Source organism: Nocardia sp. Root136 (genome assembly GCF_001427185.1).
Lineage (GTDB): Bacteria > Actinomycetota > Actinomycetes > Mycobacteriales > Mycobacteriaceae > Nocardia > Nocardia salmonicida.
On sequence record NZ_LMFE01000001.1, the window covers coordinates 1,654,660 to 1,680,206 of the forward strand.

At 67.7% G+C, this 25,547-nt stretch carries 22 protein-coding genes; 9 read left to right on the forward strand and 13 right to left on the reverse strand.

Features of this window, described 5'->3' with window-relative positions; genetic code table 11:
* The first annotated feature begins 62 nt into the window (after window positions 1-62).
* The gene (locus ASD42_RS07775; protein WP_056812061.1) at window positions 63-590 is read left to right on the forward strand and encodes a DinB family protein; all 528 of its coding nucleotides are present in this window, start codon (window positions 63-65) and stop codon (window positions 588-590) included.
* Here the strand turns inward: ASD42_RS07775 and ASD42_RS07780 are convergent.
* Window positions 550-3,039 carry a tetratricopeptide repeat protein gene (locus ASD42_RS07780; RefSeq protein ID WP_056812064.1) on the reverse strand — a complete coding sequence of 830 codons (2,490 nt, stop codon included), beginning with the start codon at window positions 3,037-3,039 and terminating at the stop codon, window positions 550-552. The two genes, ASD42_RS07775 and ASD42_RS07780, sit on opposite strands and share 41 nt — an antisense overlap.
* 176 nt (window positions 3,040-3,215) lie before the next feature.
* Between ASD42_RS07780 and ASD42_RS07785 the strand changes: the two genes are divergently transcribed.
* The 3 genes from ASD42_RS07785 (at window position 3,216) to ASD42_RS07795 (ending at window position 4,938) form a co-directional block, all read left to right on the forward strand.
* Window positions 3,216-3,671 carry a carboxymuconolactone decarboxylase family protein gene (locus ASD42_RS07785; RefSeq protein ID WP_056812067.1) on the forward strand — a complete coding sequence of 152 codons (456 nt, stop codon included), beginning with the start codon at window positions 3,216-3,218 and terminating at the stop codon, window positions 3,669-3,671.
* A 32-nt stretch (window positions 3,672-3,703) separates the two neighbouring features.
* Complete coding sequence (locus ASD42_RS07790) at window positions 3,704-4,159, forward strand: nitroreductase family deazaflavin-dependent oxidoreductase (protein ID WP_056815723.1); 456 nt, start codon at window positions 3,704-3,706, stop codon at window positions 4,157-4,159.
* A gap of 125 nt (window positions 4,160-4,284) precedes the next feature.
* A complete protein-coding gene (locus ASD42_RS07795; RefSeq protein ID WP_056812070.1) occupies window positions 4,285-4,938 on the forward strand; it encodes a hypothetical protein in 654 nt (217 codons plus the stop codon).
* A gap of 1 nt (window position 4,939) precedes the next feature.
* On the opposite strand, the gene ASD42_RS07800 is transcribed toward ASD42_RS07795, so the two are convergent.
* From ASD42_RS07800 to ASD42_RS07810, 3 genes are read right to left on the reverse strand one after another with little or no spacing between them, the layout of a single operon-like run.
* Window positions 4,940-6,316: a vWA domain-containing protein gene (locus tag ASD42_RS07800; RefSeq protein WP_235569338.1), complete on the reverse strand. Its 1,377-nt coding sequence runs from the start codon at window positions 6,314-6,316 to the stop codon at window positions 4,940-4,942.
* Entirely contained in the window at window positions 6,310-7,197 is an 888-nt protein-coding gene (locus ASD42_RS07805) for an AAA family ATPase (protein ID WP_056812073.1), read from the reverse strand. Before ASD42_RS07805 ends, ASD42_RS07800 begins: the two co-directional genes overlap by 7 nt.
* Before the next feature lie 54 nt (window positions 7,198-7,251).
* On the reverse strand, window positions 7,252-7,977 hold the full coding sequence (locus ASD42_RS07810) for a TetR/AcrR family transcriptional regulator (RefSeq protein WP_056812076.1): 726 nt from the start codon (window positions 7,975-7,977) through the stop codon (window positions 7,252-7,254).
* A 109-nt stretch (window positions 7,978-8,086) separates the two neighbouring features.
* Here ASD42_RS07810 and ASD42_RS07815 point away from each other — a divergent pair, with 109 nt between their 5' ends.
* On the forward strand, window positions 8,087-8,749 hold the full coding sequence (locus tag ASD42_RS07815; protein ID WP_200950391.1) for a hypothetical protein: 663 nt from the start codon (window positions 8,087-8,089) through the stop codon (window positions 8,747-8,749).
* On the opposite strand, the gene ASD42_RS07820 is transcribed toward ASD42_RS07815, so the two are convergent.
* The 5 genes from ASD42_RS07820 to ASD42_RS07840 all read right to left on the reverse strand — a co-directional run bounded on the left by ASD42_RS07820 (window position 8,719) and on the right by ASD42_RS07840 (window position 14,948).
* A complete protein-coding gene (locus ASD42_RS07820) occupies window positions 8,719-10,077 on the reverse strand; it encodes a DUF2252 domain-containing protein (RefSeq protein ID WP_056812079.1) in 1,359 nt (452 codons plus the stop codon). The two genes, ASD42_RS07815 and ASD42_RS07820, sit on opposite strands and share 31 nt — an antisense overlap.
* Window positions 10,078-10,186: 109 nt before the next feature.
* Window positions 10,187-11,284: a DUF4185 domain-containing protein gene (locus ASD42_RS07825; protein ID WP_056812083.1), complete on the reverse strand. Its 1,098-nt coding sequence runs from the start codon at window positions 11,282-11,284 to the stop codon at window positions 10,187-10,189.
* A 158-nt stretch (window positions 11,285-11,442) separates the two neighbouring features.
* A complete protein-coding gene (gene ilvC / locus ASD42_RS07830; protein ID WP_174551969.1) occupies window positions 11,443-12,444 on the reverse strand; it encodes a ketol-acid reductoisomerase in 1,002 nt (333 codons plus the stop codon).
* A 75-nt stretch (window positions 12,445-12,519) separates the two neighbouring features.
* The gene (gene ilvN, locus ASD42_RS07835; RefSeq protein ID WP_019048314.1) at window positions 12,520-13,023 is read right to left on the reverse strand and encodes an acetolactate synthase small subunit; all 504 of its coding nucleotides are present in this window, start codon (window positions 13,021-13,023) and stop codon (window positions 12,520-12,522) included.
* Complete coding sequence (locus ASD42_RS07840) at window positions 13,020-14,948, reverse strand: acetolactate synthase large subunit (protein ID WP_056812088.1); 1,929 nt, start codon at window positions 14,946-14,948, stop codon at window positions 13,020-13,022. The genes ilvN and ASD42_RS07840 overlap by 4 nt, the downstream gene beginning before the upstream one ends.
* A 315-nt stretch (window positions 14,949-15,263) precedes the next feature.
* Between ASD42_RS07840 and ASD42_RS07845 the strand changes: the two genes are divergently transcribed.
* Window positions 15,264-16,028, forward strand: a complete 765-nt coding sequence (locus tag ASD42_RS07845; RefSeq protein ID WP_235569339.1) for a PH domain-containing protein — start codon at window positions 15,264-15,266, stop codon at window positions 16,026-16,028.
* 291 nt (window positions 16,029-16,319) lie between these two features.
* Window positions 16,320-18,161 (forward strand): dihydroxy-acid dehydratase, encoded by a 1,842-nt coding sequence (gene ilvD / locus ASD42_RS07850; RefSeq protein WP_056812090.1) that lies wholly within the window; start codon window positions 16,320-16,322, stop codon window positions 18,159-18,161.
* 70 nt (window positions 18,162-18,231) lie between these two features.
* On the opposite strand, the gene ASD42_RS07855 is transcribed toward ilvD, so the two are convergent.
* A complete protein-coding gene (locus ASD42_RS07855; protein ID WP_056812093.1) occupies window positions 18,232-19,851 on the reverse strand; it encodes a DHA2 family efflux MFS transporter permease subunit in 1,620 nt (539 codons plus the stop codon).
* 86 nt (window positions 19,852-19,937) lie between these two features.
* Between ASD42_RS07855 and ASD42_RS07860 the strand changes: the two genes are divergently transcribed.
* On the forward strand, window positions 19,938-20,429 hold the full coding sequence (locus tag ASD42_RS07860) for a MarR family winged helix-turn-helix transcriptional regulator (RefSeq protein ID WP_056812097.1): 492 nt from the start codon (window positions 19,938-19,940) through the stop codon (window positions 20,427-20,429).
* Here ASD42_RS07860 and ASD42_RS07865 read toward each other — a convergent pair.
* Complete coding sequence (locus ASD42_RS07865) at window positions 20,422-21,273, reverse strand: DoxX family protein (RefSeq protein WP_056812101.1); 852 nt, start codon at window positions 21,271-21,273, stop codon at window positions 20,422-20,424. The two genes, ASD42_RS07860 and ASD42_RS07865, sit on opposite strands and share 8 nt — an antisense overlap.
* Window positions 21,274-21,414: 141 nt before the next feature.
* Between ASD42_RS07865 and ASD42_RS07870 the strand changes: the two genes are divergently transcribed.
* Window positions 21,415-22,536: a PQQ-dependent sugar dehydrogenase gene (locus tag ASD42_RS07870; RefSeq protein ID WP_056812105.1), complete on the forward strand. Its 1,122-nt coding sequence runs from the start codon at window positions 21,415-21,417 to the stop codon at window positions 22,534-22,536.
* Between the two features lie 55 nt (window positions 22,537-22,591).
* Here ASD42_RS07870 and gatB read toward each other — a convergent pair whose 3' ends face one another.
* Window positions 22,592-24,097 carry an Asp-tRNA(Asn)/Glu-tRNA(Gln) amidotransferase subunit GatB gene (gene gatB / locus ASD42_RS07875; RefSeq protein WP_056812108.1) on the reverse strand — a complete coding sequence of 502 codons (1,506 nt, stop codon included), beginning with the start codon at window positions 24,095-24,097 and terminating at the stop codon, window positions 22,592-22,594.
* A 44-nt stretch (window positions 24,098-24,141) separates the two neighbouring features.
* The gene (locus ASD42_RS07880; RefSeq protein WP_056812111.1) at window positions 24,142-25,521 is read right to left on the reverse strand and encodes an alpha/beta hydrolase family protein; all 1,380 of its coding nucleotides are present in this window, start codon (window positions 25,519-25,521) and stop codon (window positions 24,142-24,144) included.
* Window positions 25,522-25,547: the final 26 nt, after the last annotated feature.

A 25,547-nucleotide genomic window follows, 5' to 3' on the forward strand; every position in this document is an offset into this window, starting at 1 on the left:
GAAACTGGCCGCAATGGGTTCTACCTTGGGTTTCACAACACCGACAAGCAAAGGATCCGGACATGACCACGAGCACCCAGATCGATACCGAGCGCACCGACATCCTCGAGATGCTCGCCAAGCACCGGCACTTCCTGCGCTACACCGTCCGCGACCTCACCGACGAGCAGGCGGGTCTGCGCACGACGGCCAGCGAGCTGTGCCTGGGTGGACTGATCAAGCATGTGGCCGCGGTGGAAGCGAATTGGGCGGGTTTCATCATCGACGGGCCCGCGAAAGCCCCCGACTTCGACTCGATGACCGAGGAGCAGATCGCGCAGTGGAGCGATATCTTCCGGATGCTGCCCGGCGACACGCTCGAGGGTGTGTTGGCCGAATACGAGCAGGTGGCCGCACGCACCGATGAGCTCGTGCGCACCCTCCCGGATCTGAACGTGAGTCAGCCCCTGCCGGAGGCGCCGTGGTTCGAGCCCGGGGGACGCTGGACCGCGCGCCGCACGCTGATGCACATCATGACCGAGACCGCCCAGCACTCCGGCCACGCCGACATCATCCGGGAGTCGCTGGATGGAGCGAAGTCGATGGGGTGATGTCGGCGAAGAGGGACTCGGCTGCCGCGCGGTGTTCGGTGGCGGCGGCCGGGTCGGTCGCGTCGAGGACGTCGGCGATGCCCTGGTGGGCTGTCGCCTCCTCGAAGCGATGGCCCAGTTCCGGTGCCAGGGTGAGGGTTTGGCGATAGAGATCAAGAGCTTCGTCGGGTAGTCCTGCGAGACGGCAGGTTTCGGCGTAGCTGTTGAGGAAGTGGATCTTCCAGTGGTCTTCGAAGAGGGCGTCCAACAGGGCGAAGGCTTCTCGGTGGCTGGCGAGTGCTTCTTCGTAGCGACCCATTTCACGCAGGGCGACACCCCGGCAGTTCAGGCACCAGGCTTCGTTGTGTTTGTGGCCGTCCTCGCGGGCGAGGGCGAGGGCGCGGTCCAGGTGGCCGAGGGCTTCTTCGGGTTCGTCGGCCGCGATCGCCACGCCGAGGGTGATCTGGGCCTGGAGCGACGGGTGGACGGTGGGGACGGCGAGGGCTTCGCGGGCCAGTTGGGCGGCCCGGTCGCGCTGCCCCAGCTGGAGCATGGCCCAGGCTTCGCCGGCGATGGCATCGGCGGCGCTGGTCGGGCAACCGCCGGTGGTGTAGAGGTCGCGGGCTTGCCGGAACAGTTCCAGCGGTTCTTCGATACTGCCTTCGTCCCAGCGTAATTGGGCGCAGCGCATCGTCAGTTCGGCGCGGGGCAGCGGGTCACCCACTTCGACGACCAGGGGCGCGGCGGCGGCGTAGGCGGCGGCCGCTTCGGTCATGCGGCCCGCATTGTAGCGGGCGAAACCCAGATCGCTGTGCGCTTCGGCGAGTTGCCGTGGATCGCCGAGATTCTGTGCGGCGGTGAGGGATTGCTCGAACAGCGCGTTGAGATGCGTGGTCCCACAACGGCGGGCGAAGAAGGCCCGCATGAAGCGGGGCAGTTCGCACACGTGGGTGTCGGCGCCGGCTTCGACGGCGGCGTAGAACACAGCCATCAGGTTGGTGTACTCGGAGACGAACCAGAAGAACGCGGCGTCACGACCGGGGAAATGCGGGAGTTCGGCGGGCGGCGAACCGGCGGAGACGGGGCGGGTCGGCGACAGGAACGGCATGGCGGCGTCGGCGGCGGCCGCGGTGTGTACGTAGTAGTCGAGGACGCGGTGCAGGGCTCGTTCGCGGTCGGCGGGGGTGTCGTGCTCGAAGGTCGCGGTGCGGGCGTGTTGGCGGACCAGGTCATGGAGGCGGTAGCGACCGTCGGCGGGTTGCTGGACGAGATGCGCGTCGAGGAGGTCCTCGACCATGGCGCGGGCGCTGCGCAGCGAGACGTCGGCCACCGCGGCGGCGACGTAATCGGTGAACGTGGAGCCGGGGATCAGGCCGAGCAGCCGGAACAGGCGGCGCTGGTCGCGGTTGAGCTGGCGGACCGACATGCCGAAGGCGGTGTCGAATTCGCTGGCGCCCTCGGCCATTCGCTCCACGAGGATGCCGACCGACCAGCCCGGGCGATGCCGGAGACGAGCGGCCGCCAAGCGCAGCGCCAGGGGTAGGTTGCCGCACAGGCGCAGCACTTCGGCGGCTTGCTCGGGCTCCTTGGCCAGTCGTCCGACGCGAGCGTCGCCGCTGGCCCGCACCAGCAGTTCGGCGCTCTCCTCCGGCGTGAGCACGTCGAGGGTCACCGGCGGGACCTCGTCGAGTTCGAGCAACCGGTTGCGACTGGTGATGATGGCCACCGACTCGCCCGCGCCCGGCAACAGGTGGCTGACCTGCGCGGCATCGGCGACATTGTCGAGCACGACGACAGCGCGCAACCGGGCGAGCTCCGAACGCCAACAGGCCGCTCGCAGTTCGACTTCCCCGTCCTGGGGCACCTTCTCCGAGGGCACCTGCAAGGCGGCCAGCAGCGCACGAAGGGCGGCGTCGGGGTCGAGCGGTTGCCGTCCGTCGGTGAAGCCGTGCAGGTCCAGATACAGCTGGGCGTCAGGGTATTCGGCGGTGAGTTGATGCGCGGCGTGCACGGCGAGGGAGGTTTTCCCGACGCCTGCCATGCCGTCGATCGCGACCACGCGGTCGGCACGGACGGCGGCGAGCACGTCGGCCAGCGCCTGCTCGCGGCCGGTGAAGTCGGGCACGTCGCGGGGCAGGTCGTTGCGTGGCGGGGGTGGGGCGTCGGCCGGTGGGCTCGGCGGGGCGGGCTGACGGCTGGTCTTCGGCGGGGCGGGCAGGGGGTTGTTGGCGCGCTCCCAGAGCGGGCGCAGCGGGCGCGGGTCGCGTTTGACCAGGCGGCACAGCTCGAGGACCGCGGGCCACGGCGGGACCGTCTGGCCGCTGAGGTAGCGCGAGAGCGAGGACGAGCTCAGGCCGGTGTCGCGGGCCAGGGCGCGCACGCCACGGCCGGAGAGTTCCTGGATCAGTCGCAGGCGCGAAGCGAGCTCGTCCTGCGGGTATGCCCGTGCCGTCTGCCGTTGCGCAACCACCGTGTTCCACTCCCGTTGTCCCGGCCTGCACCAGAAATCTCACGACCGACAAGCCGGTGGTCAGGGCCGTTTTTCGCTGTCCCACAGTGTCCCACAGCCATTCTGTTCCAGCCTCGCACGGGCTGTTATTGAGACACACCGCAAGCAGCGGACAAGCAACGAACAAGGAGAACGACATGCAGTCTCGGATGAAGAACCCGGCCATGGTCCTCACCGACGCGATGGGCCCGATCCAGCAGGTCCTCAAGGCCGTGGAGACCGGTGGCGTGGACGGCGAGATCCTGGAGCTGGTGCACCTGCGGGTGAGCCAGATCAACGGCTGCAGCGCCTGCGTACTCGGTGGCACCACCACCGCGCGCAAGGCGGGCGTCAGCGAAGACCGCCTCGCCACGGTGGTGGCCTGGCGCGAGACCCCGTTCTTCTCCGAGGAGGAGCGCGCCGCCCTCGAACTCGCCGAGGCCGCCACCCGGATGGCCGACCGTCCCGACGCGGTCACCGACGAGATCTGGGACAGCGCCGCCAGCTACTTCGACGAGAAGCAGCTCGCCTCGATCGTGCTGATGATCGGCGTCACCAACATGTTCAACCGGCTCAATGCCAGCACCCGTCAGATCGCCGGCGCCTGGGGCTGAGGCTCCCCCTCCCCGTGAAAGGAAATGTCACCATGTCTTCGAATCAGCAAGCGAGCAAGAGCAACTCACACAGCGGGTTCTCGCGCTGGATGCAGCACAGGATGAACGCGCGGATGAACCGCAAGATCCGCCGCGGTAAAGGCACCTTCATGGGGATGGATGTGCTGATCCTGCACACGGTCGGCCGCCGCAGTGGCCAGCCGCGCGACACCCCGATCTCCTGGTTCCCCGGCGAGGACGAGTCCTGGCTGCTCGTCGCCTCCGGCGGCAAGGACGGTCACCCCGACTGGTTCCTCAACCTGATGAATCAGCCCGATCAGGCAACTATTCAGCTACCAGGCGGAGATGCCGTCGCGGTGACACCGCACGTGCTCGACGGTGCCGAGCGGGCAACCGCCTGGGAACACATCACCACCGCCCAACCGCGCTACGACAAGTACCAGACCAAGGCCGGGCGCGAGTACGCCGTCGTGCGGCTGAGCGCCTGAAATACGGATGTCGGTTGCGCAACGGAAGCCGAATGACCTGCTGAACAGTCATAGACTGCTCAGCAGGCACGGGCGACCGAGCGCCTGATGGGGACCGTTCGGCCGCTGCGAGAGCGGAGGCGAACATGGGCTATCCCGGCTATCCCGGATACCAGCAAGCCATGCCACCGCCGCAACGGCCGTCACCGTGGCCGTGGATTCTGGGGGCACTGGTGGTTGTCATGGCGTTGGGAGTCGGCGTGATCGCGGCGGGAATCATCGTTCTGCAACAGGACCGCAACTCCTCGACCGCCGCCCCTTCCCCCACCGCCGCGACCATTGCGGCCTCGGCACCCGTGCCGGTGCCTGCCCCTGTCCCGGCGCCCGCCCCCATAGACCTCCAAGCCCAGGCTCTCGCTACCTTGCGCGCACAAGCCGATGCCGACCAGCCCTTCGTCAGTGCGGGGGTGGCCAACCGGTGGGTGCCTCAGCTCTCGGCCAAACAGCCGGGATTGGTCGCGCCCGACGTCGACGGGCACATGGTGAACTGGACCAGCAGCGAGATCCTCGCCCAACATCAACGGATGCGCGCCCAGTATCCCGGGGCGCGACTGGTCTGGAGCGACGACTGGGCCACGTTCGACCTGCAGGGATGGTGGATAACGCTGGCCGGAACAACCTACAGCGATCCCGACTCTGCCAATGTCTGGTGCGATGCCAGGGCGATCCCCGTCGACGAGTGCTTCGCGAAACTCGTCAGCAATTCGCGCACCTCGGCAGGCACCACGAAGTACCGCTGAATCAGGCGGGCAGCAGTCTGCCGATCACCTCGGCGAGCTGGGCGACATTGCGACATTCGTGCATGGTGACGATCTCGGTGTAGTCCTCGGCGGCCGAGTCACCGGTCGACCACGAGCGCGACGGCTCCGGGTTGAGCCAGTAGACCGCCTTCGCGCGCTCGGTGATCGCTTGCAGCGCGGCGAGATTCGGGTCGGTGCGGTTGGTGCGGGCATCACCGAGGATCAGCACGCAGGTGCGTGGGCCGACCGCGTCGAGGTAATGGTCGACGAAACCCTGGAGGACCTCGCCGTAATTGCTGGATCCGAACCGGGCGACGCCGCCTTCGCGCACGATGTTCTGCGCGAAGCCCGGCGGTGGCGGTTCGCCGGGGGTGAAGTACTGGGTGATCTCGGCGCAGGTGTCGACGAAGCCGAAGCTGCGGACCTTGCTGAACTGGTCCTGCAGGGCCTGCACCAATTGCAGGGTGAATTCGGCGAAACCACTGACCGAGCCCGAAACATCGGCCAGCACAACGAGATCGGGGCGACCGCGTTTGCGGGCGCGCAGTACCGGATCGACCGGGACACCACCGGTGGCCATGGAACGACGCAGGGTGCGGCGCAGATCTATCTGGCCGCGGACCGCCTTCTTGCGGCGCACCGCCAGTCGGGTGGCGAGTTTGCGGGCCAGTGGGTGCACGAGGCGGCGCATCTCGGCGAGGTCCTGTTCGCGGGCACCGAGGAAATCCGTGCGGTCCGCGGAGTTCTCGACGCCGCGGCGGGCGATGTAGTCGGTGCCGCGCAATTCGGCCGAGCGCAGGCGCGCCTCGGTTTGCACATCGGTACGGAACTGATCGACGCGGCGACGGGCCTCGATGGTGCGCACCGCGGTGTCGAACTGCCCTGTGCCACCCATGGTTTGAGCGAGTTGCTCGGAGATCTCATCCGGGCGTAGCGATTTCATGGTCAGGTATGAGGACCAGCCCGCGCCGGAGGCCTGGGTGACCCGGCCCGCGCTCTCCCCCGCACCGCCGTAGGCGCCGAAGGTGTTGAGTGCTTCGCGGGCCAGTTCGGCGGTGTCCTCACCCTGGACGAGGGTGGCGATCAGACGTTCGCGCAGGTCTTCGGCGTTCTCGCTCGGGCGTGCGGGTGGCAGCGAGACGCCGAGGAAGTACAGGTCGAAGAGTTGGTCGAAGACTTTGCGTTGGCCGTTGCGGCGGAGCAGGCACGCGGCCAGACCCGCGCGCAGGACGCGGGGGTCGGCGTCACCGAGGGCTACGATCGCGGCTGCCGCGTCGATAGTTTCGCTGGGACCCGCGTGAATGTTGTGCTCGCGCAGCAGGGTGACGAAATCGACGAGCCGAGCGCTCGTGGGAACGACGCGCGAAGGGCTCAGCACCGCACGCTGCCGTCTGACTGGTCGTCGAGACCGAGCCGATCGATGGCGATGCGATGGTCCGACTGGTACTTCAGCAGCACCCCGAGTGTCGAGCGAACCACACCGCCGGCCAGTGTCCGCGTTCCCAACGCGACCAAAGTCCTAGCCCAGTCCACGGTTTCGGCGATCGAGGGCGCCTTGCGCAGCGAGAGTTGCCGTAGCGCGCTCACCGTCGCCACCACCGGTTCGGCCAGCGCGGCGTCGAGCTCGGGAACTTTGAGCGCGACGATCGCCTTCTCCAATTCCGCTGTCGGATAGTCGATATGGAGATACAGGCAGCGACGCTTCAGCGCTTCGGACAGGTCGCGGTGGGCGTTGGAGGTGAGGATGACGAACGGCTTGCGGACGGCGGTGACGGTGCCGAGTTCGGGGATGCTCACCTGGAAGTCGCCGAGGACTTCCAGCAGCAGACCCTCGAGCTCCACGTCGGCCTTGTCGAGTTCGTCGATGAGCAGGACCGTGGGGTCGGGGTTGCGGATGCCTGCCAGCAGCGGACGCGCGAGCAGGAACTCCTCGGTGAAGACGTGGTCGCGGGCGCTGTCCCAGTCCTCGCCGGAGGTGGCGGTGATCCGGAGCAGTTGCTTGGCATGGTTCCACTCGTACAGGGCACGGGCCTCGTCCACGCCCTCGTAGCACTGCAGGCGGATGAGCTCGGCGCGCACCGCGGCGGCGACAGCCTTGGCGAGCTCGGTCTTACCGACGCCCGCCGGTCCCTCGATCAGCAAGGGTTTGCCGAGGCGGTCGGCGAGGAAGACCGCGGTCGCGATATCGAGGGACGGCAGGTAACCGGCGGCTGTCAGCCTGTCGGTTACCTGGTCCACCGAGGAAAAGAAGTTACTCATCGGTAATGAGTGTATCCACTGCCGCCCACACGGCGGCGATGCGAGTCCCGGTGACTACGACCGCGGCTTTTCGGCCGTGACGACTGCGGCGGCGACGCCGTCCAGGATGAGGTCGAGACCGAAGGCGAAATCACCGGCCGCCGATTCTTCGTCCGGGGGGACCTCGGCGAAAGCCTGATCCGCGAAGAGGGCGGCGATCTCGGGCAAGCCGGACAGGTCGAGGGTCGACACGTCGCGCTGGTAGACCTCGAGGGATTGAGCCTCGCTGCGCTGTTCGGCGCCGCGCTGCTCGGCCATGTGACGGTCGGTGACGAACGCCTGACGGACGTAGCCACCGATCACGGTGATCGCACCGATCTTGGCGCCCCAGTCCAGCCGGGTCTCCCGCAAGGCGGCGAGGCCGGCATTCATCCACGCGAGGGCGTTGGGACCCCGGGGTGGGCCTGTGATGGGGATCTGGGTCAGCCACGGATGGCGGGCGAACACTGTTCGCTGACCGGTCGCCCACGCGCGCAGGGCAGGACGCCAGCCCGGACCGATGACGGGCGGCGGGCCGAAGGCGGTGTCGGCCATCAGGTCGGTGAGGCCGTCTTTCGAGCCGATGTGGCGGTAGAGCGACATCGGTGTGACACCCAGCGCGGCAGCCACTTTCGTCAGCGAAGCGGCGCGCAAACCTTCGCGATCGGCGAGCGCGATGGCCGTTGCGACGATGCGGTCCGCGTCCAGTTCGGCCGGACGTCCGACGCGCGGTCGAGCCGGACCTGACTGCTTACTGGTCACCGTCTCCTCATTCGTTCGGGGTTCCCCCAACTTAACATAGGGGTTATAGTTTAAGTCTTATACTAATTCTGACCGAGCAGGGTGGCTCGGAGGCGAGGGGCGAACAACTGTGGACATCAACCAGATTCAGCGCGTCACCGGAGCAGCTGCTTTCGCTGGAGCCGCATGCACGCTGATCGAACTGCCGCTGTACTTCGTGTACTCGGGGGCACCGCCGGACGCGAATGTGCTCACCCGATGCCTGCTCGGACTGATCGGCGTGACGCTGTTCGTGGTGTTCATGAGCGGGCTCGCCGCTGTGGTGCGACACCGCGACCCGGAACGTGAGTGGTTCGGGGCGCTGGCCGCCGCGGCCGGAACCGCTTGGCTCACCGCCGTTCTCGTGTCGACCGGCCTCGAAGTCGGTGCGGTGATCGCGGCGCCCGAACCGATCGATCCCACCATCACCGTCACCGGGACCTACATCCTGTACGGAACCGTCTCGCGCCTGCTGGAAGGACTGTTCCTCGTGGCCTTCGCCATCGCCGCCGCACGGCTACTGCCCCGCTGGTGCACCGTGACCAGTTGGGCGCTCGCGGCGGTGAACTTCGCGTTCGTGCCGTCGCTGTTCTTCGGGAACGTGCCGGCCGAGTTCTATGCGGCCAACGGGTGGGGCACCACGGCGACCGTCGGCGGGCTCACCATGCTGTGGTTGTTCGCGATCGGGATCGCGCTGTTTCGGTCGAGCCCGAACCGGGCCGATCAGTACGGGTTGTCGGCCACTTCCACCTGACCGTCCTTGATCGCGGCCAGCAGCAGGCGGTAGTCGGCCAAGCTCTGATCCGAATACGACATCGCGAAATCGCTCAGAGCCGTATCGAACTTCTCGCTGCCGCCGATATAGGTATCGATCGCCAGCGGATCGCCGGAGCGGCAGTGGGCGCGAGCCAGCACCCCGCCGCAGGCGGCGCCATAGTTGGCCAGTTGCCCGTGGGTGAGATTGTCGATCTCGACGGAGCCCTTCATGTCGCGGAACTGACGCCAGTAGTAGTGCACGCCCGCAGGCCCGGTGGCCCAGCCGAGGAAGATATCGCTCGACGCCTGCATCAGGCGCTGACCGGCGACGACGCGATGTCCCTGGTGCTTGTATCGGCTCGCCTTCTGATACGGCGCCAGCACCGAGATGTCGGCCTCCTTCAACTGCAGGAACAGCGGAGTGCCGGACTCCTTGTCCATCAGCAGCGCGATGAAGCATCGGGTACCGACGCTGCCCACACCGACAACCTTCACGGCGGCCTCGACGAAGGTGTAGCGGTTGAGCAGCACGCGCATGTGGTCGGGCAGCGTGCGCCGGTATTCGGCGAACACCGACTTGACGGTCGCCGCGTCGGGGGAGGTGATGGGTACCAGCAGCGGCGGCTGATTCTTGATCCGCGGAATGCCGTCGGCATCGGGTTCGGTGAGTTTGTCCAGTGCTTGCAGACTGGTGCGCTTCTTGGCCGAGGCGATCGTCTTCTCAGCCAGCTTGCGGCCCTTCTTCTTCTGGACCAGCTCGAGAACCTTGTCGGAGTCGACCCGGTCGTACCAGATCTCCAGACTGTCCTGCTCTGTCATCGCCTCGATGCCCTCGCGATAGCCGCGGGCGGTCGCCTCCGCCGCCGATGCCGCGTCCTCATCGGAACAGCCGTTATTGAGCGCCGCGACCGCGACACTGGCGACCAGGCGTTTGACGTCCCACTCGAACGGGCCGGGCAGCGTCTCGTCGAAGTCGTTCACATCGAACACGAGATTGCGTTCAGGAGTGCCGAAGAGCCCGAAGTTCGACAGATGCGCGTCGCCGCACAGTTGCGTGATGAGCCCCGTATCCGGACCGCTCCCCAGGTCACTGGCCAGGACCGCCGCGGCACCCCGCAGAAAGGTGAACGGCGACACCGCCATTCGCGCCATCCGGATCGGCACCAGCGACGGCACCCGGCTCTCGTTCTGTTTCAACAGAATCGCCACCGGGTCCTCCCGCCCCGGACCCGGCTTCCACTCCCCCAACGCGGTACGAGAAACCCGCTTCCGCGCCGCTTTGCCGATCTCCGCCGCCTGCCGATCGAAATCCTCAACCGTCGTCATCGAGCAAGTCTCGCGCTACCGGGCCGCTACGGCAAGGACCAGCGGATAACCATGCGGTGACAGAGTGCGCCACCGCCCAGCTATCGACCGCCGACAGCAAGGGGTGGCGCTACGGACCGAGCCGCCTGCGCCACTCGTCGACTCGGCGGACGAGCTCCTGCCACCAGGTCCGATGCGGGTCCGGTGGTGGGGTCGGCCGAGGATCGGGCGTCGGCTGGGGCTCCGGGGTCGGTTCGGGGTCGGGTACCGGGACCAGCACCTTGCGGCGAATCCCGGTGCAGGTGAATTGGGTCGCCCGATAGGGATTCCCGTTCTGCGCCCACTCGGAGACGATGAGGGTGAACTTGCCGTCCTCGAGCCTGCTGTAGGGGTGTATGTAGCCGCCGTACAGGCGCGGGACCGTGTCGACACCGCGCGGCATCCCGGTGATCGGCCGATGGGTGTGGGTCGTGATCCAGTTCGTGTTGTCGATCCGGTCGCCGACCTTGACGAAGATCGAGTAGTCCCCCGCGTCGAATCCGGAGATCACGGCCCTGTTCTCGACATAGCGCAGGCAGATCTCGCCGAACTGCCAACCGGGCAGGATCGGCGTCGGCTCACGGTTCCAGGCCCAGTTGTCGCCGTCCCAGCCCCAGCCCTGCCAGGCGTGCGGATCGGACAGGCCGTCGACCGTCGCGCGCCACAGCAGCATGTCCTTGTTCCTGGCCAGGCCGCCGGTGGAGATGATGTGCACCCAGTCGCTGTGCGGGTCCTTGGCCCAGGAGATCATGACCCGCTTGCCGGCGAAGGCGCCGCACCAGAACTTCGAACCGCTGCGCGCCCAGGTGATGCCGCTGTCGTCGGATGTCCAGACCTCGCACCACTTCTCGTTGCCCAGGCCCTGGGTGTACATGACCCACAGGTAGATCCGGCCGTCGACGGTCATCGCGTCGCACGGCAGGACGGTGGAGTATTCGGCGTTGTCGTGCTGGTAGTCCCACAGCTGGCGACCGTCGGTGCCCGGCGAGATGGCCATGACGATCGGCTCGGCGGGGTCGCGCTGAGATGTGCGCGTGATGATGGGGGAACGCCAGTTCCCGATGCCACCCATCGGTGGGCCGTACGGGCCGTCCCCGGAGAACGAGTCGCCCCAGATGAAGCCGACATCGCCGTTGGGCAGCTCGAACGGAATCGCGAGATCGCCACCGCCGAGGTCAGCCGAAGGCACAGGGTTCAGATCCGTGATGCGGATGACACACCCACCCCGGTCGGCTCGAGCCGAAGTCGTTGGGCCGGTGTTGTTTCCGTCACGCCACCAGGTTACGTCAGCATGCCGAAAGGCCCGCTCGCACGTGGCGAACGGGCCTTTCGAGACGCGGTGAAACCTTAGGCGGTTTCGGTGATCGGGCGGTCGACCCAGCTCATCAGGCCGCGCAGCTTGGCGCCGGTGACCTCGATGGGGTGCTCGGCGTTCTCCTTGCGCAGACCCTCGAGCTCCTTGTTGCCGCCTTCGACGTTGGCGACGAGGCGCTTGACGAAGGTGCCGTCCTGGATGTCGGTCAGGATCGCCTTCATGCGCTCCTTGGTGCCGGCGTCGATGACGCGCGGGCCCGACAGGTAGCCACCGAACTCGGCGGTGTCGGAGACCGAGTAGTTCATGCGGGCGATGCCGCCCTCGTACATCAGGTCGACGATCAGCTTGAGCTCGTGCAGGACCTCGAAGTAGGCCATCTCGGGGGCGTAGCCCGCCTCGACCATGACCTCGAAACCGATCTTGACCAGTTCCTCGGTGCCACCGCAGAGCACGGCCTGCTCACCGAAGAGGTCGGTCTCGGTCTCTTCCTTGAAGGTGGTCTTGATGACGCCGGCGCGGGTGCCGCCGATGCCCTTGGCGTAGGACAGCGCCAGCGCCTGGCCCTCGCCGGTCGGGTCCTGATCGACGGCGATCAGAGCCGGAACGCCCTTACCGTCGACGAACTGACGACGCACCAGGTGGCCGGGGCCCTTGGGGGCGACCATCGCGACGGTGACGCCGGCCGGAGCCTTGACGAGACCGAAGTGGATGTTGAGGCCGTGGCCGAAGAACAGCGCGTCGCCGTCCTTCAGGTTGGGCTCGATGTCGTTGGTGAAGATCGACGCCTGCGCGGTGTCGGGCGCCAGCACCATGATCACGTCGGCCCACGCGGAGACTTCGGCGGGGGTGCCGACGGTCAGACCGGCCTCTTCGGCCTTCGGGCGAGACTTCGAACCCTCGGCCAGGCCGACGCGGACGTCGACGCCGGAGTCGCGCAGGCTCAGCGAGTGCGCGTGGCCCTGGCTGCCGTAACCGATCACGGCGACCTTGCGGCCCTGGATGATCGACAGGTCAGCGTCGTCGTCGTAGAACATCTCGACTGCCACTTGATTGGTCCCTTCTGAAAATGATGGTTAGGAAAAGTTATCGCGGAGGTTGCTGGGGGCGATTCAGCGGGTCGCGGTGATCGACTTGGGCCCGCGGCCGACGGCCACGACTCCCGACTGCACGATCTCGCGGATCCCGTACGGCTCGACCATGCGCAGCAGCGCGTCGAGCTTGGAGCGGGTGCCGGTCGCTTCGATGGTCAGCGCGTCGGGCGAGACGTCGATCACCTTGGCGCGGAACAACTGCACGGCCTCGATCACCTGCGTGCGCACCGACGCGTCGGCACGCACCTTCACCAGGATCAGTTCGCGGGCCACCGAGGCGTCGGCGTCCTGCTCCACGATCTTGATGACGTTGATCAGCTTGTTGAGCTGCTTGGTGACCTGCTCGAGCGGCAGATCATCGACGGTGACGACGATCGTCATGCGCGAGATCTCGGGGATCTCGGTGCCACCGACGGCGAGGGATTCGATGTTGAAGCCACGGCGCGAGAACAGGCTCGCGACTCGCGCCAGCACGCCCGGCTTGTCCTCGACAAGGACGCTCAGGGTGTGGGTGGTGCTCATTCGTCGTCGCCCTTCTCGAATGCGGCCTGCTCGCGTTCCATCGCCTCGTGGATGACGGCCGGTTCGGACACCGACTCGTCCTCGTCGAAGAGCGGACGGATACCGCGGGCGAACATGATCTCGTCGTTGCTGGTGCCCGAGGCGACCATCGGCCAGACCTGGGCGTCCTTGCCGACGATGAAGTCGATGACGACCGGGCGGTCGGTGATGGCCTGGGCCTGACGGATCGCGTCCTCGACCTCGGACTCCTTCTCCACCCGGATGCCGACGCAACCGAGCGCCTCGGCCAGCTTCACGAAGTCGGGGATGCGCAGCGAGTGCGTGCCGAGATCGGTGTTGGAATAGCGCTTTTCGTAGAACAGGGTCTGCCACTGGCGAACCATGCCCAGGTTGCCGTTGTTGATCAGGGCGACCTTGATCGGCACGCCCTCGATCGCACAGGTGGCCAGTTCCTGGTTGGTCATCTGGAAGCAGCCGTCACCGTCGACCGCCCAGACCTCTTTCTCCGGCGCGCCCATCTTGGCGCCCATGGCCGCGGGAACCGCGTAACCCATGGTGCCGAGACCGCCCGAGTTGAGCCAGGTGCGCGGGTTCTCGTACTTGATGAACTGCGCGGCCCACATCTGGTGCTGGCCGACGCCGGCGCAGTAGACGGCCTCGGGGCCCGCGAGGCGACCGAGGGTCTCGATGACGTACTCCGGCGAGACCGAGCCGTCGCTGGGGGTCTTCCAGCCGAGCGGGTAGTTCTCGCGGATGCCGCTGAGGTAGGCCCACCATTCGGTGAGGGTCAGCAGCGGTGCGGCACCGGACTGCGGATCTGCCTTGAGGGTCTCGATCAGCTCGACGATGACCTCACGCGCGTCGCCCACGATCGGGACGTCGGCGTGGCGGTTCTTGCCGATCTCGGCCGGGTCGATGTCGGCGTGGATGACCTTCGCGTCGGGGGCGAAGGAGTCCAGCTGACCGGTGACGCGGTCGTCGAAACGAGCGCCGAGGGTGATCAGCAGATCGGACTTCTGCAGCGCGGCCACCGCACCGACGGTGCCGTGCATGCCGGGCATGCCCATGTTGAGGGTGTGGCTGTCGGGGAACGCGCCCCGCGCCATCAGGGTGGTGACCACCGGGATGCCGGTGAGTTCGGCCAGCTCGAGCAGTTCGGCCGAGGCGTCGGACTTGATGACGCCGCCACCGACGTAGAGCACGGGCTGCTTGGACTCCAGGATCATCCTGGCGGCCTCGCGCACCTGCTTGCCGTGCGGCTTGGTGACCGGGCGGTAGCCGGGCAGACGCATCTCCGGCGGCCACGAGAACGTGGTCTGGGCCTGCAGGGCGTCCTTGGTGATGTCGACCAGGACGGCGCCGGGGCGACCGGAGGCGGCGAGGTAGAACGCCTCGGCCAGGGTGCGCGGGATGTCGGCGGCGTCCTTGACGAGGAAGTTGTGCTTGGTGATCGGCATGGTGATGCCGGAGATGTCGGCTTCCTGGAACGCGTCGGTGCCGACCAGGCTCGACGGCACCTGACCGGTGATCGCCACGATCGGGACCGAGTCCATCTGGGCATCCGCCAGCGGGGTCACCAGGTTGGTGGCGCCGGGGCCGGATGTGGCCATACACACACCGACCTTGCCCGAGGCCTGCGCGTAACCGGTCGCCGCGTGACCGGCGCCCTGCTCGTGGCGCACCAGGACGTGACGGACCTTCTTCGAGTCGAACAGCGGGTCGTAGACAGGAAGGACCGCGCCGCCGGGAATGCCGAATACCGTGTCGACGTCGAGCTCTTCGAGCGACCGGACCACCGACTGCGCGCCGGTGACGCGCTCGGGCGCGACCTGACGACGGGCGGGGTCGGTAGCCGTACTACCGGGGGTAGCTGAAGGCGCTGACCTGCGGGCCGATGGCCCGGGTCGTGCGGTTGGTGCACTCACCGTCTTGGTTCCTCACTGTCTCGTTCTGACTCGGACTGGCCCGGAAGGGCCGCTGGCATTCGCCCGAACACAAAAAAGCCCCCGCCCAGCACATGGCTGTTCGAGGGTGGCGCGTCGCAAACGCGAGCTGACGTATTGACTAGACAGTCAGGCTCGACGCTGGACGCGCCGGCCGATTACGAGCTCGTTTCGAATCACACGTACGACGTTAGGCGCGCGTACTGCGTCGAGTCAAACAGGCTTTCCGCTCCGGTCCCATTCTGTGGGACTCGAGTGGTTGCGTGGGTCCGTGTACCAAGATGCGAGGATAGGAGGGTGTCATCACCGCATCAGTCCGTGCCACCGGCTAAATCGTCCCACACCACCGACGAGGGAACCGATACGGGTCGCCCGTCGCGACCCGGCGGCCTGCGCGCGGCCGGCACGGGGCGGCTCGCAGCGATCGGAGCAGTGGTACTCGCGTACCTGATCTTCGTCGTCGTCGGGACCGTGCAGGACTGGTCGCTGGGGGTGCGGATCGGGTTGATCGTGCCCGTCGCCGTGATCGTCTGGCTGCTGGTTCCGCGCAATACGAACACGCCGACCCCCGGTGTGCACGTGATCGGTGTTCCCCGGTTGGCCTATATCGGCGTGCTGGTGCTGGCGTTCTGCGTGTTCTTCCCGTTCGTCGGGTGGCCGGTGGCGCTGTGGCCGCTGCTGCTGGCCCCGGTCGTCGCGGTGTGGTGGGTCGTGCGCACGCACACGACCGTGTCCGAGGCCGGGCTGGACCTGAGCTCGATGACCAAGAAGAAGCACCTCGACTGGGCGAGGGTCAAGGGGATCAGCATTCCCAAGCGCGGATACGTGCGAGCCCGGCTCGACGACGACTCCGAGGTGAAGTTGCCCGCGGTCGGGTACGACCGGCTGCGTGAGCTGATCGAGGCGTCCGGGGGTCGGCTGCCCGATGTGTTCGCCGCCGCCGAGGCGGCCGAGGCCGAACGCCTTGCCGCCGAGCGGGCTACGGCGAAGGCGGAATCGGACGCGAAGGCCGAGGCCGACGCGAAGGCCGAACCGGACGCGGAGCCGAAGTCCGAGCAGTGACCGTGGGCACTGCGGGAATCAGCTCGACGGCGTCGGCCGTTGTAGCGGTAAGCTGACGGCGACCGGGCAACCCCGCGCCGACGGCACCACCGCGGCGACACCTCACGGAGCGACACTCCCGCCTCGAGCCCCGGTTCCATCATCCGCGGACCTACCACCGGCGCGACGCGACCATCGCCCGCCGGAGTAACGTTGCGGCTTGCCGGACGCACCGCGTACACGCACGTGCCACGCAGGTCAGCCCCCTGCTCGCACGCCTGCCACGCACCCAGCGACACTACGAGGACTTCAATGCCACCGCTTCGTTCACGCACCACCACCATCGGCCGCAATGCCGCGGGCGCGCGCTCGCTCTGGCGCGCGACCGGCATGACCGATTCCGACTTCGGCAAGCCGATCATCGCGATCGCGAACTCGTACACGCAGTTCGTTCCGGGTCACGTGCACCTCAAGAACATGGGCGAGATCGTCGCCGAGGCGGTGGCCGCCGCCGGTGGCATCGCGCGCGAGTTCCACACCATCGCCGTCGACGACGGCATCGCCATGGGTCACGGCGGCATGCTCTACTCGCTGCCCTCGCGCGAGATCATCGCCGACTCCGTGGAGTACATGGCCAACGCCCACACCGCCGACGCGCTGGTGTGTATCTCCAACTGCGACAAGATCACTCCCGGCATGCTCAACGCCGCGATGCGCCTCAACATCCCCGCCGTGTTCGTCTCCGGTGGACCGATGGAGGCGGGCAAGGCCGTGATCGTCGACGGTGTCGCCCAGGCGCCGACCGACCTGATCACCGCGATTTCCGCGAGCGCGAGCCAGGCCGTGTCCGACGAAGGACTGGACGAGGTCGAACGGTCCGCGTGCCCGACCTGTGGTTCGTGTTCGGGCATGTTCACCGCGAACTCGATGAACTGCCTGACCGAGGCGCTCGGACTCGCGTTGCCCGGCAACGGTTCCACCCTGGCCACCCACTCCGCGCGACGTGCGCTGTTCGAGCGGGCGGGCACGGTGATCGTCGATATCGCCAAGCGCTGGTACCAGGACGACGACGCCTCGGTGCTGCCGCGAAACGTGGCCAACGCCAAGGCTTTCCGCAACGCGATGGCGCTCGACGTCGCCATGGGCGGCTCGACCAACACCGTGCTGCACACCCTCGCCGCCGCGCAGGAGGGCGAGATCGACTTCGATCTGCAGAGCATCGACGAGATCAGCCGCCGGGTGCCGTGCCTGGCGAAGGTGTCGCCGAACTCCGATTACCACATGGAAGACGTGCACCGCGCCGGCGGCATCCCCGCCATCCTCGGTGAGCTGCGTCGTGGCGGGCTGCTGGAGACCGACGTCACCACCGTGCACACCACCTCGTTCGAGGAGTACCTCGACACCTGGGATGTGCGCTCGGGCAAGGCCTCCGAGGAGGCCGTCGAGCTCTTCCACGCGGCCCCCGGTGGCGTGCGCACGGTGGAACCCTTCTCCACCAGCAACCGCTGGTCCTCGCTCGACACCGATGCCGCGGGCGGCTGCATCCGTGACATCGAGAACGCCTACACCGTCGAGGGCGGGCTGTGCGTGCTGCGCGGCAATATCGCCCCCGACGGCGCGATCCTCAAGACCGCGGGCATCGACGAAGACCTGTTCACCTTCGAAGGCCCGGCCGTGGTGGTCGAGTCACAGGAGGAGGCGGTGTCGATGATCCTGGGCAAGAAGATCCAGCCCGGTGACGTGGTCGTCGTCCGCTACGAAGGCCCCGCGGGTGGTCCGGGCATGCAGGAGATGCTGCACCCGACGTCGTTCCTCAAGGGCCTCGGCCTCGGCAAGGTCTGCGCGCTGATCACCGACGGACGCTTCTCCGGCGGCACCTCGGGTCTGTCGATCGGGCACGTCTCGCCCGAGGCCGCGTCCGGTGGCGTGATCGGCCTGGTCCAGAACGGTGACCGCATCCGCATCGATGTGCACACCCGCGCGCTGGAAGTCCTTGTCTCCGACGAGGTCCTGGCCGAACGCCGCGCGAAGATGGAAGCCTCGGAGCGCCCGTGGCAGCCGCTCAACCGCGAGCGCACGGTCACCACCGCCCTGCGCGCCTACGCGGCGCTCGCCACCTCCGCCGACAAGGGCGCGGTCCGGCACGTGCCGTAGAAAATGCCGAAAGACGAACGGCGTCCCTCGAATTCGAGGGACGCCGTTCGCGTCTTCTCCGGGATCTGGATCAGACGAGGGCGGGTTGTGTTGTCGACGTCGACGACTCGTCGTCGCGGCCTGTTCTGGAGGGAATCAGGGCAGTGGCGACGAGGCCGAGCAGGACGAAACCCGCGGCCAGGTAGGCGCCGAGGTTGACGCCGGCGGTCATGGCGGATCGGCCTGCGGTGGCTACCTCTTGCGTATCCGGTTGGGCGGCGAAACCTTCGATCGCCGCGCCCGCGCTGCCGGTGATGGCGTGGGCGTACTGCTGGGCTTGGGCCGGTGGAGTGCCGGTGGCGGTGAGGTCGTCATCGACGTTCGAGCTCAGTGTGGTGAAGAAGATGGTGGTGAGCAGGGCGATGCCGAGGGCGGAACCCAGTTGGCGGAACGCGCTCTGGATGCCGGAGGCCTGACCGTTGTCGGCTTCGGGGATGTCGGCCAGGACGACATTGGTCACCTGGGCCGTGGCGAAGCCGACGCCGATGCCGTACACGCACAGGACCAGCGCGATCGACCACCACGAGCTGTCGGTGGCGGCGAAGAAGCCGAGCGCCGCCAGACCGACGACCTCGAGTCCGAGGCCGAGGCGGACCATGTTCAGCGGCGACGCCTTGCCCGCCATGCCGAAGCTGGCGCCGCTGGCGATGAAGCTGCCGATGGCGATCGGCACCAGGGCGAGACCGGCCTGCAGGGCGCTGTAACCGAGGGTGAACTGCAACCACAGCGGCAGCACCGCGACGATGCCGAACTCGCCGAGACCGATGATCAGCGTGGCGATATTGCCGTTGCGGAACGAGGCGAGCGAGAACAGGCTCAGGTCCATCAGCGCCTTGTCGGCATTGCCGCCGCGGCGCAACAGCACCTGCCGGACGACGAAACCGCCCAACGCCAGCACGCTCAGCACGAGCGCGACCAACACCGGCGAAGGCCCACTCCCCCAGGTGAATCCGGCGATGCCCAATGGATGGATAGTGGTGATCCAGCCGTAGGTACGTCCCTCGACCAGCCCGAAGGCGAGCAGCCCGAGACCGAGCACCGACAGGATCGACCCGAGCACATCGAGTCGGCCCGCGACCTTCGGCGACGGCGCGATGCACGCCAGCACACCGACCACGATCAACACGGCCAGCGGCACATTGATGCCGAACGCCCAGCGCCACGACACATGCTCGGCCAGCCAGCCACCGAGCAGCGGACCGAGTGCGGCAGCCGCGCCGATCGTGGAACCCCACACCGCGAACGCTTGACCACGGGCTTTGCCGGTGAAGTTGGCATTGAGCAGGGCCAGGGAGGTCGGCAGGATCATCGCCGCGCCCGCACCCTGCAGGAATCGGGCGATGACGAGCAGTCCCCCGTCGGGGGCGAGCCCGGCCAGGATGCTGGTCGCGCCGAACACCACGACACCGGCGACGAACACCCGGCGCGCCCCGACCATGTCGGCGATCCGGCCGACCACCAAGAGCAGGGCCGCGAAGACGATCGCGTAGGACTCCTGAATCCATTGCGCCTCGGTGGAACCCGTATCCAGGTCACTGATGATCGACGGGATGATCACGTTCACGATCGTGGTGTCGACCACGATCAGCGCCACGCCGAGGGCGATGGCGATCAAGCCGAGCCATCGGCGGATGGACGACTCTTGACTCATCGCACACTCCTAGTTCCATGGTGGAATATTTCCATGGTCAAAATATCTTCGGAGCAATAGGATGTCAAACGATGCGAAAGGAACCTATGAGCCAGACGGACGCTCGGGCCCAGCACGAACGGCTCGACGAAGGCCTGCGCGCCTACGGCGCGAACTATCGGGAGTTCACCCGCCGGTTCGCGACCTGGCTCGGGTTGCACTCCACCGACGCCGAGGCGCTGATCGAGATCCTCACCGCGGAGGAACGCGGGAGCACGCTCTCACCGGCACGACTCAGTGAACGGATCTCGTTGTCCAACAGCGCGACCACCGCGCTGCTGAACCGGCTCGAACAGGCGGGTCACATCGTGCGCAGCAGAGAGCACGACGACCGTCGCGTCATCACGCTGCGCAGCACACCGCGCATCCACACCCTCGCCGACGAATTCTTCGGTCCGCTCGGCGCGAAGGTCGACACGGTCATGGGCAACTACTCCCCCGAGGAACTGCGGCGGTTCGAGGCGTTCGTGACCGAGCTACAAGCCACGATGACCGCCCACCTGACCGAACCGGCCCCGCCGCAGCCACAGGTCAGTTGAACGGGCCGATGCCCTTCAGCGGATTGCCGCCGTGCAGGAACCAGAAGGTGAGGATGGCGGCGGCGATGGCGAGTAGGACCACCACGAAGGAACCGTAGGAGGGGCGGGTGGCCCAGCCTCGGGTGCGGTCGAAGGACCAGCGGCCGGGGCCGGTGAGGATGATCGCCAGGGCGGAACCGGCCAGGACGGAGTCGAGTTCGACGCCGGTGGGGGTGCCCGCGTTGTACTGGAAGCCCGGGACCATCCCTTGCTTCCACATCCACGCGTTCAAGATCGTGGCCAGGACGGCGCCCGCGGCGAGCGGGGTGGCCAGGCCGATCACCAGCAGGATGCCGCCGCCGAGTTCACCGGCGATCACCAGCGCGGTCGACAGTGACGGGTAGTCCCAGCCGCCGCTTTCCATCATGGCTTCGGTGCCGTCGAGGCCGGGGCCGTGGAACCAGCCGGTCAGCTTCTGCAGGCCGTGGTAGATGAAGGTGTAGCCGACGACCAGGCGCAGCACGAACAGGCCGAGATCCAGGGTGCCGCGGCGGGCCTCACGGTTGCGGCGCTGCAAACGGACGGTGGCCGCCGAGGCCGCGGACGCGGGCGGAATCGTCGCGTACCCGTTTGCGTCGTCGCCGCCACCAGGACCGGTTTTGGCGGTGCTCGCGCCGGGAACCTCGTCACCGGGGTCGAGACCGAGGTCCTCGTCGGTGCGTGGAACGTCCTTCGGATCCGGCTTGCGCATCTGCGTCGTCGGCGAATCGAACGGGCTGGTCACCGGGCGACCCGCCGCCGACGGGCCCTGCCCGGCCGGTGCCGAACCTTCGGCCTTCGGAGTGTCATTCGACTTGTCGGTCACCGACTCACCTTATGACGTGTGGTCGCGGTGTGCCGCCCTTCGTGGCAACGGGCGTGTCAGCCCCGCTCGACTACCGGTGGCAGATGCATCCGGACGCTACGGGCGCGTCGGGCCCGCACTGGTGCCGGTAACGTCTGACGTATGAGTTCGGGAATCGCGGGCCGCGTGGCAGTCGGGGTGGCACTCAGCACCGTTTTGCTAGCCGGGTGCGCCCGTTTCGACGAGTCGGCCTCGAGTCCGTTCACCACCGAACCGCAGCTGGGCGGGTCCGGTGCGGAGCCGAAGAAGCCGCAGGACGAGCCGTCACAGCCGCCGCGTCCGACCGGGCCGTGTATCGATCCCGATCCCAACGTCATCGCGACCTGCATGGAATCGGGCGCCGGGCTGATCACCGTGGGCGAGGGCGCCTTCGTAGCGGAGCGCAAGACCGGGCGGATCCTGCAGGTGAAGCCGGTCGACGCGAGCACACCACAGGAGACGCCGGTGGAGATCGCCAGCGTGCCCGTCGACGGGTCGACCGACGGCGGCATCTCCGATATCGCGCTCTCCCCCACCTTCGGTGAGGACGGGCTGATGTACGCCTACATCACCACCGGTAGCGACAATCGGGTCGTCCGACTGTCCAAGGGCGGGGCGGCCAAGCCGATCCTCACCGGAATTCCCAAGGGCGCCAGCGGAAATCGCGGCGCGCTGGAATGGGCGACGCCGACGCAGCTGATGATCCTCACCGGCGACGCCGGAAACCCCGGCGCCGCAGCCGATCCCGGCTCGCTCGGCGGCAAACTGCTTCGCTTGGAATCGCCGTCGGCGGGTGCGAACAAACCGCAGGTGGTGGCGTCGGGCATCGGCTCGGCCGGTGACATCTGCCGCGACGGCAAAGACGGCATGTGGGTCACCGACCGCACCGCCGCCGAGGACCGTCTCCAACACCTGGGCGCCGACGGCACTCTCAGCGTCTCCTGGACCTGGCCCGACCGCCCCGGCGTCGGCGGCTGCACGGCCACCGGCGACGGTGTCGGCATCGCACTGAACGAAGGCAAGGCGCTGGCCGCCGTCGCCGCCGACCCCACCACCTTCGCCGTCACCACCGCCCCCACCCTGATCGCCCAGGACAAGTACGGCAAGCTCCTCGGCGCCACCGCCAGCGCCGACGGCAGCATCTGGGTGACCACCACCAACAAAACCGACGGCGAGCCAGGCGAATTCGACGACCGCGTCGTCCGCATCCCACCGCCCCAGGGCGGAGCAGGCGGCCCGGACTAGGAAACGAAGCGGCCGCCCGTCCTGCGAACGCAGGACGGGCGGCCGCTTCTCATCCTCAACTACAAGCCGCGATAACCAGGTCTCGGACCCGGGCGGCGTCGGCCTGGCCGCGGGTGGCCTTCATGACGTCGCCGACGATCTTGCCCGCGGCGGCGACCTTGCCGGAGCGGATCTTCTCGGCGATGTCGGGGTTCGCGGCGAGGGCCTTCTCGACTTCGGCCTGCAGGGCCGAGTCGTCGCTGACCATGCCGAGGCCCTTGGCTTCGACGATGGCGGCGGGTTCGCCTTCACCGGCGAGGACGAAGTCGACGACCTGCTTGGCGACCTTGTTGTTGACGGTCTTGGCCTCCACCAGCGCGATCACCGCAGCGACCTGGGCGGGGGTGATGGGCAGGTCGGCGAGGGCGATGTCGCGTTCCTTGGCCTTCTCGGTCAGGTAGGCGACCCACCAGGAGCGCGCCTCGTTGGCGGGCGCGCCCGCCTCGACGGTGGCGATGATGAGGTCGAGGGCGCCGGCGTTGACGAGGTCGCGCATGACCTCGTCGGACAGGCCCCAGTCGGCCTGGATGCGGGCGCGCACCAGCCACGGGTACTCGGGGATGGTGGAGCGCAGTTCCTCGACCCACTCGGCCGCCGGGGCGACGGGCTCGAGGTCGGGCTCGGGGAAGTAGCGGTAGTCCTCGGCGGTCTCCTTGCGGCGACCGGCCGCGGTGGAACCGTCGGCCTCCTGGAAGTGGCGGGTCTCCTGGATGATCTCGCCGCCCGCGGTGAGCACGGCGGCCTGGCGGCGCATCTCGTAGCGCACCGCGACCTCGACGCTCTTGAGCGAGTTCACGTTCTTGGTTTCGGTGCGGGTGCCGAATTCCTTGGCGCCGATCGGCATCAGCGACACGTTGGCGTCGCAGCGCAGCGAACCCTGCTCCATCTTCACATCGGAGACGTCGAGCGAACGCAGCACCTCGCGCAGCGCGGTGACATAGGCGCGAGCGACCTCGGGGGCGCGCTCACCGGCACCGGTGATCGTCTTGGTGACGATCTCGATCAGCGGCACACCCGCGCGGTTGAAGTCGAGCAGCGAGTGGCTGGCGCCGTGGATACGACCGGTCGCGCCGCCGACGTGCAGGGACTTGCCGGTGTCTTCCTCCATGTGCGCGCGCTCGATCTCGACACGGAAGATGGACCCGTCGTCGAGGGTCACGTCGAGGTAGCCCTCGGTGGCGATCGGCTCGTCGTACTGGCTGATCTGGTAGTTCTTCGGCTGGTCGGGGTAGAAGTAGTTCTTGCGCGCGAACCGGCCCCACGGGGTGATCGAACAGTTCAGCGCGAGGCCGATGCGGATAGCCGATTCGATGGCCTTCTCGTTCACCACGGGCAGCGAGCCGGGCAGACCGAGGCACACCGGGCACACCTGGGTATTGGGTTCGGCGCCGAACTCGGTGGGGCAACCGCAGAACATCTTGGTCGCCGTGGACAACTCGACGTGGACCTCCATGCCGAGCACCGGCTCGTACCGGGAGATGACATCGGCGTAATCCATCAACTCGACCGTGGGTGCGCTCATACGAGCAGTCTAGGTAAGCCCGCCGACGCACTCGGCCGGTGGTCCTAGCGAGGCGGAACGCGCTGGGTGAGCCAGCCGGTGACGTAGGTGAGCACGGCGGGGTCGACGGTCGTCTCGATGGTGGAGTATTCGCTGGGTTTGCCGGTCGCGGTGGGCTGCATCAGGTGGTTGAGGCCGGGGAAGGTGTGCACGGTCGCGTCGGGGGCGCCGGCGAGGTTCTCCCGCATCGGGCCCTCGTTCTGGGTGGCGAGGACCTGCTGGTCCTTGTCGCCGAAGAACGCCAGCACCGGCACGCGCAGCGCCTGCAACGTCGGCTTCGGGTCGTGGGTGATGAACGAGGTCATGTATGCGGTGTTGAACCCGTCGACCACCTGCTGTGGCGCGCGTTCGGCCTCCGGCAGGGAATCGTTGTGCCGCTGGGTGAAGGCCTTCGCGCCCTCGATGTCGCCCGAGCGCAGCAGCGTCGACCAGGTGGTGACGTAGGCGACCTGCTGGTCGATCTGGTCCTGCGGTGCGCCCGACGAGGCCATGATCACTTTGTTCTGCTCGATCAGCACGTCGGCGCCCGGCACCGACGGGCCCGCCATCAGGACCGCGAACGCGATATCGGTGCCGGGCAGCGCGGCGACCATCGGCGCGAGGTAGCCGCCTTCACTGTGCCCGAACAGACCGACCCGAGCCGGATCGATCTCGGCGCGGGTGCGCAGGAACGCGACGCCCGCGGCCGCGTCGGCGGCGAGTTCGGGGTAGGTGGTGTCGTCGAGGGTGCCGCCGGTGCCGCCGACACCACGGTCGTCGGCGCGCAGCACGGCATAGCCCGCGCGGGTGAAGGTGTCGGCCAGCAGCTGGAACGGGCGGTGGCCCATCAGCTCTTCGTTGCGGTCCTGCGGGCCGCTGCCGGTGATGAGCAGCATCGCCGGGAACGGGCCGGTGCCTTCGGGTTCGGTGAGGGTGCCCGCGATGGTGATGTCGCCGTTGCGATAGGTGATGTCCTCGCTGCGGTAGGGGTACGGCGGTTTCGGGTCCTGGGGGCGGGCGGGGCCCTCGATCTTGCCGCGCTGCAGCGTGACCGGCGCTTTCTCCCCGGACTGGACCCAGTCGCCGGTGATCCGGTCACCGTCGAGCTTGCCGCGGAAACCCGGCTCGCCCGGCACGTCGGGCAGATCGAACTCCACGCGGTCGGGTTCGGTGCGAACGTCTTTCAACGGCGCCTCGCGCACACCCTGGATCGGGATGTCGATGGTGGCCGACCCGTCCTCGGCGAAATTCACCCCGATCGCGATCGGCTGCCCCGGCACCTCGATGTCACCGTGCCAGCTGCCGTACACCGTGGGGGCCGCCGCGTCGTCCGAGGCCTGCGAGCACCCCGCGACCAGTGCGGCGACGACGAACAGAACCGAGACGACCACTCGACCGGTGCGCATGAACCCACCGTACCGACTGTGCGAGA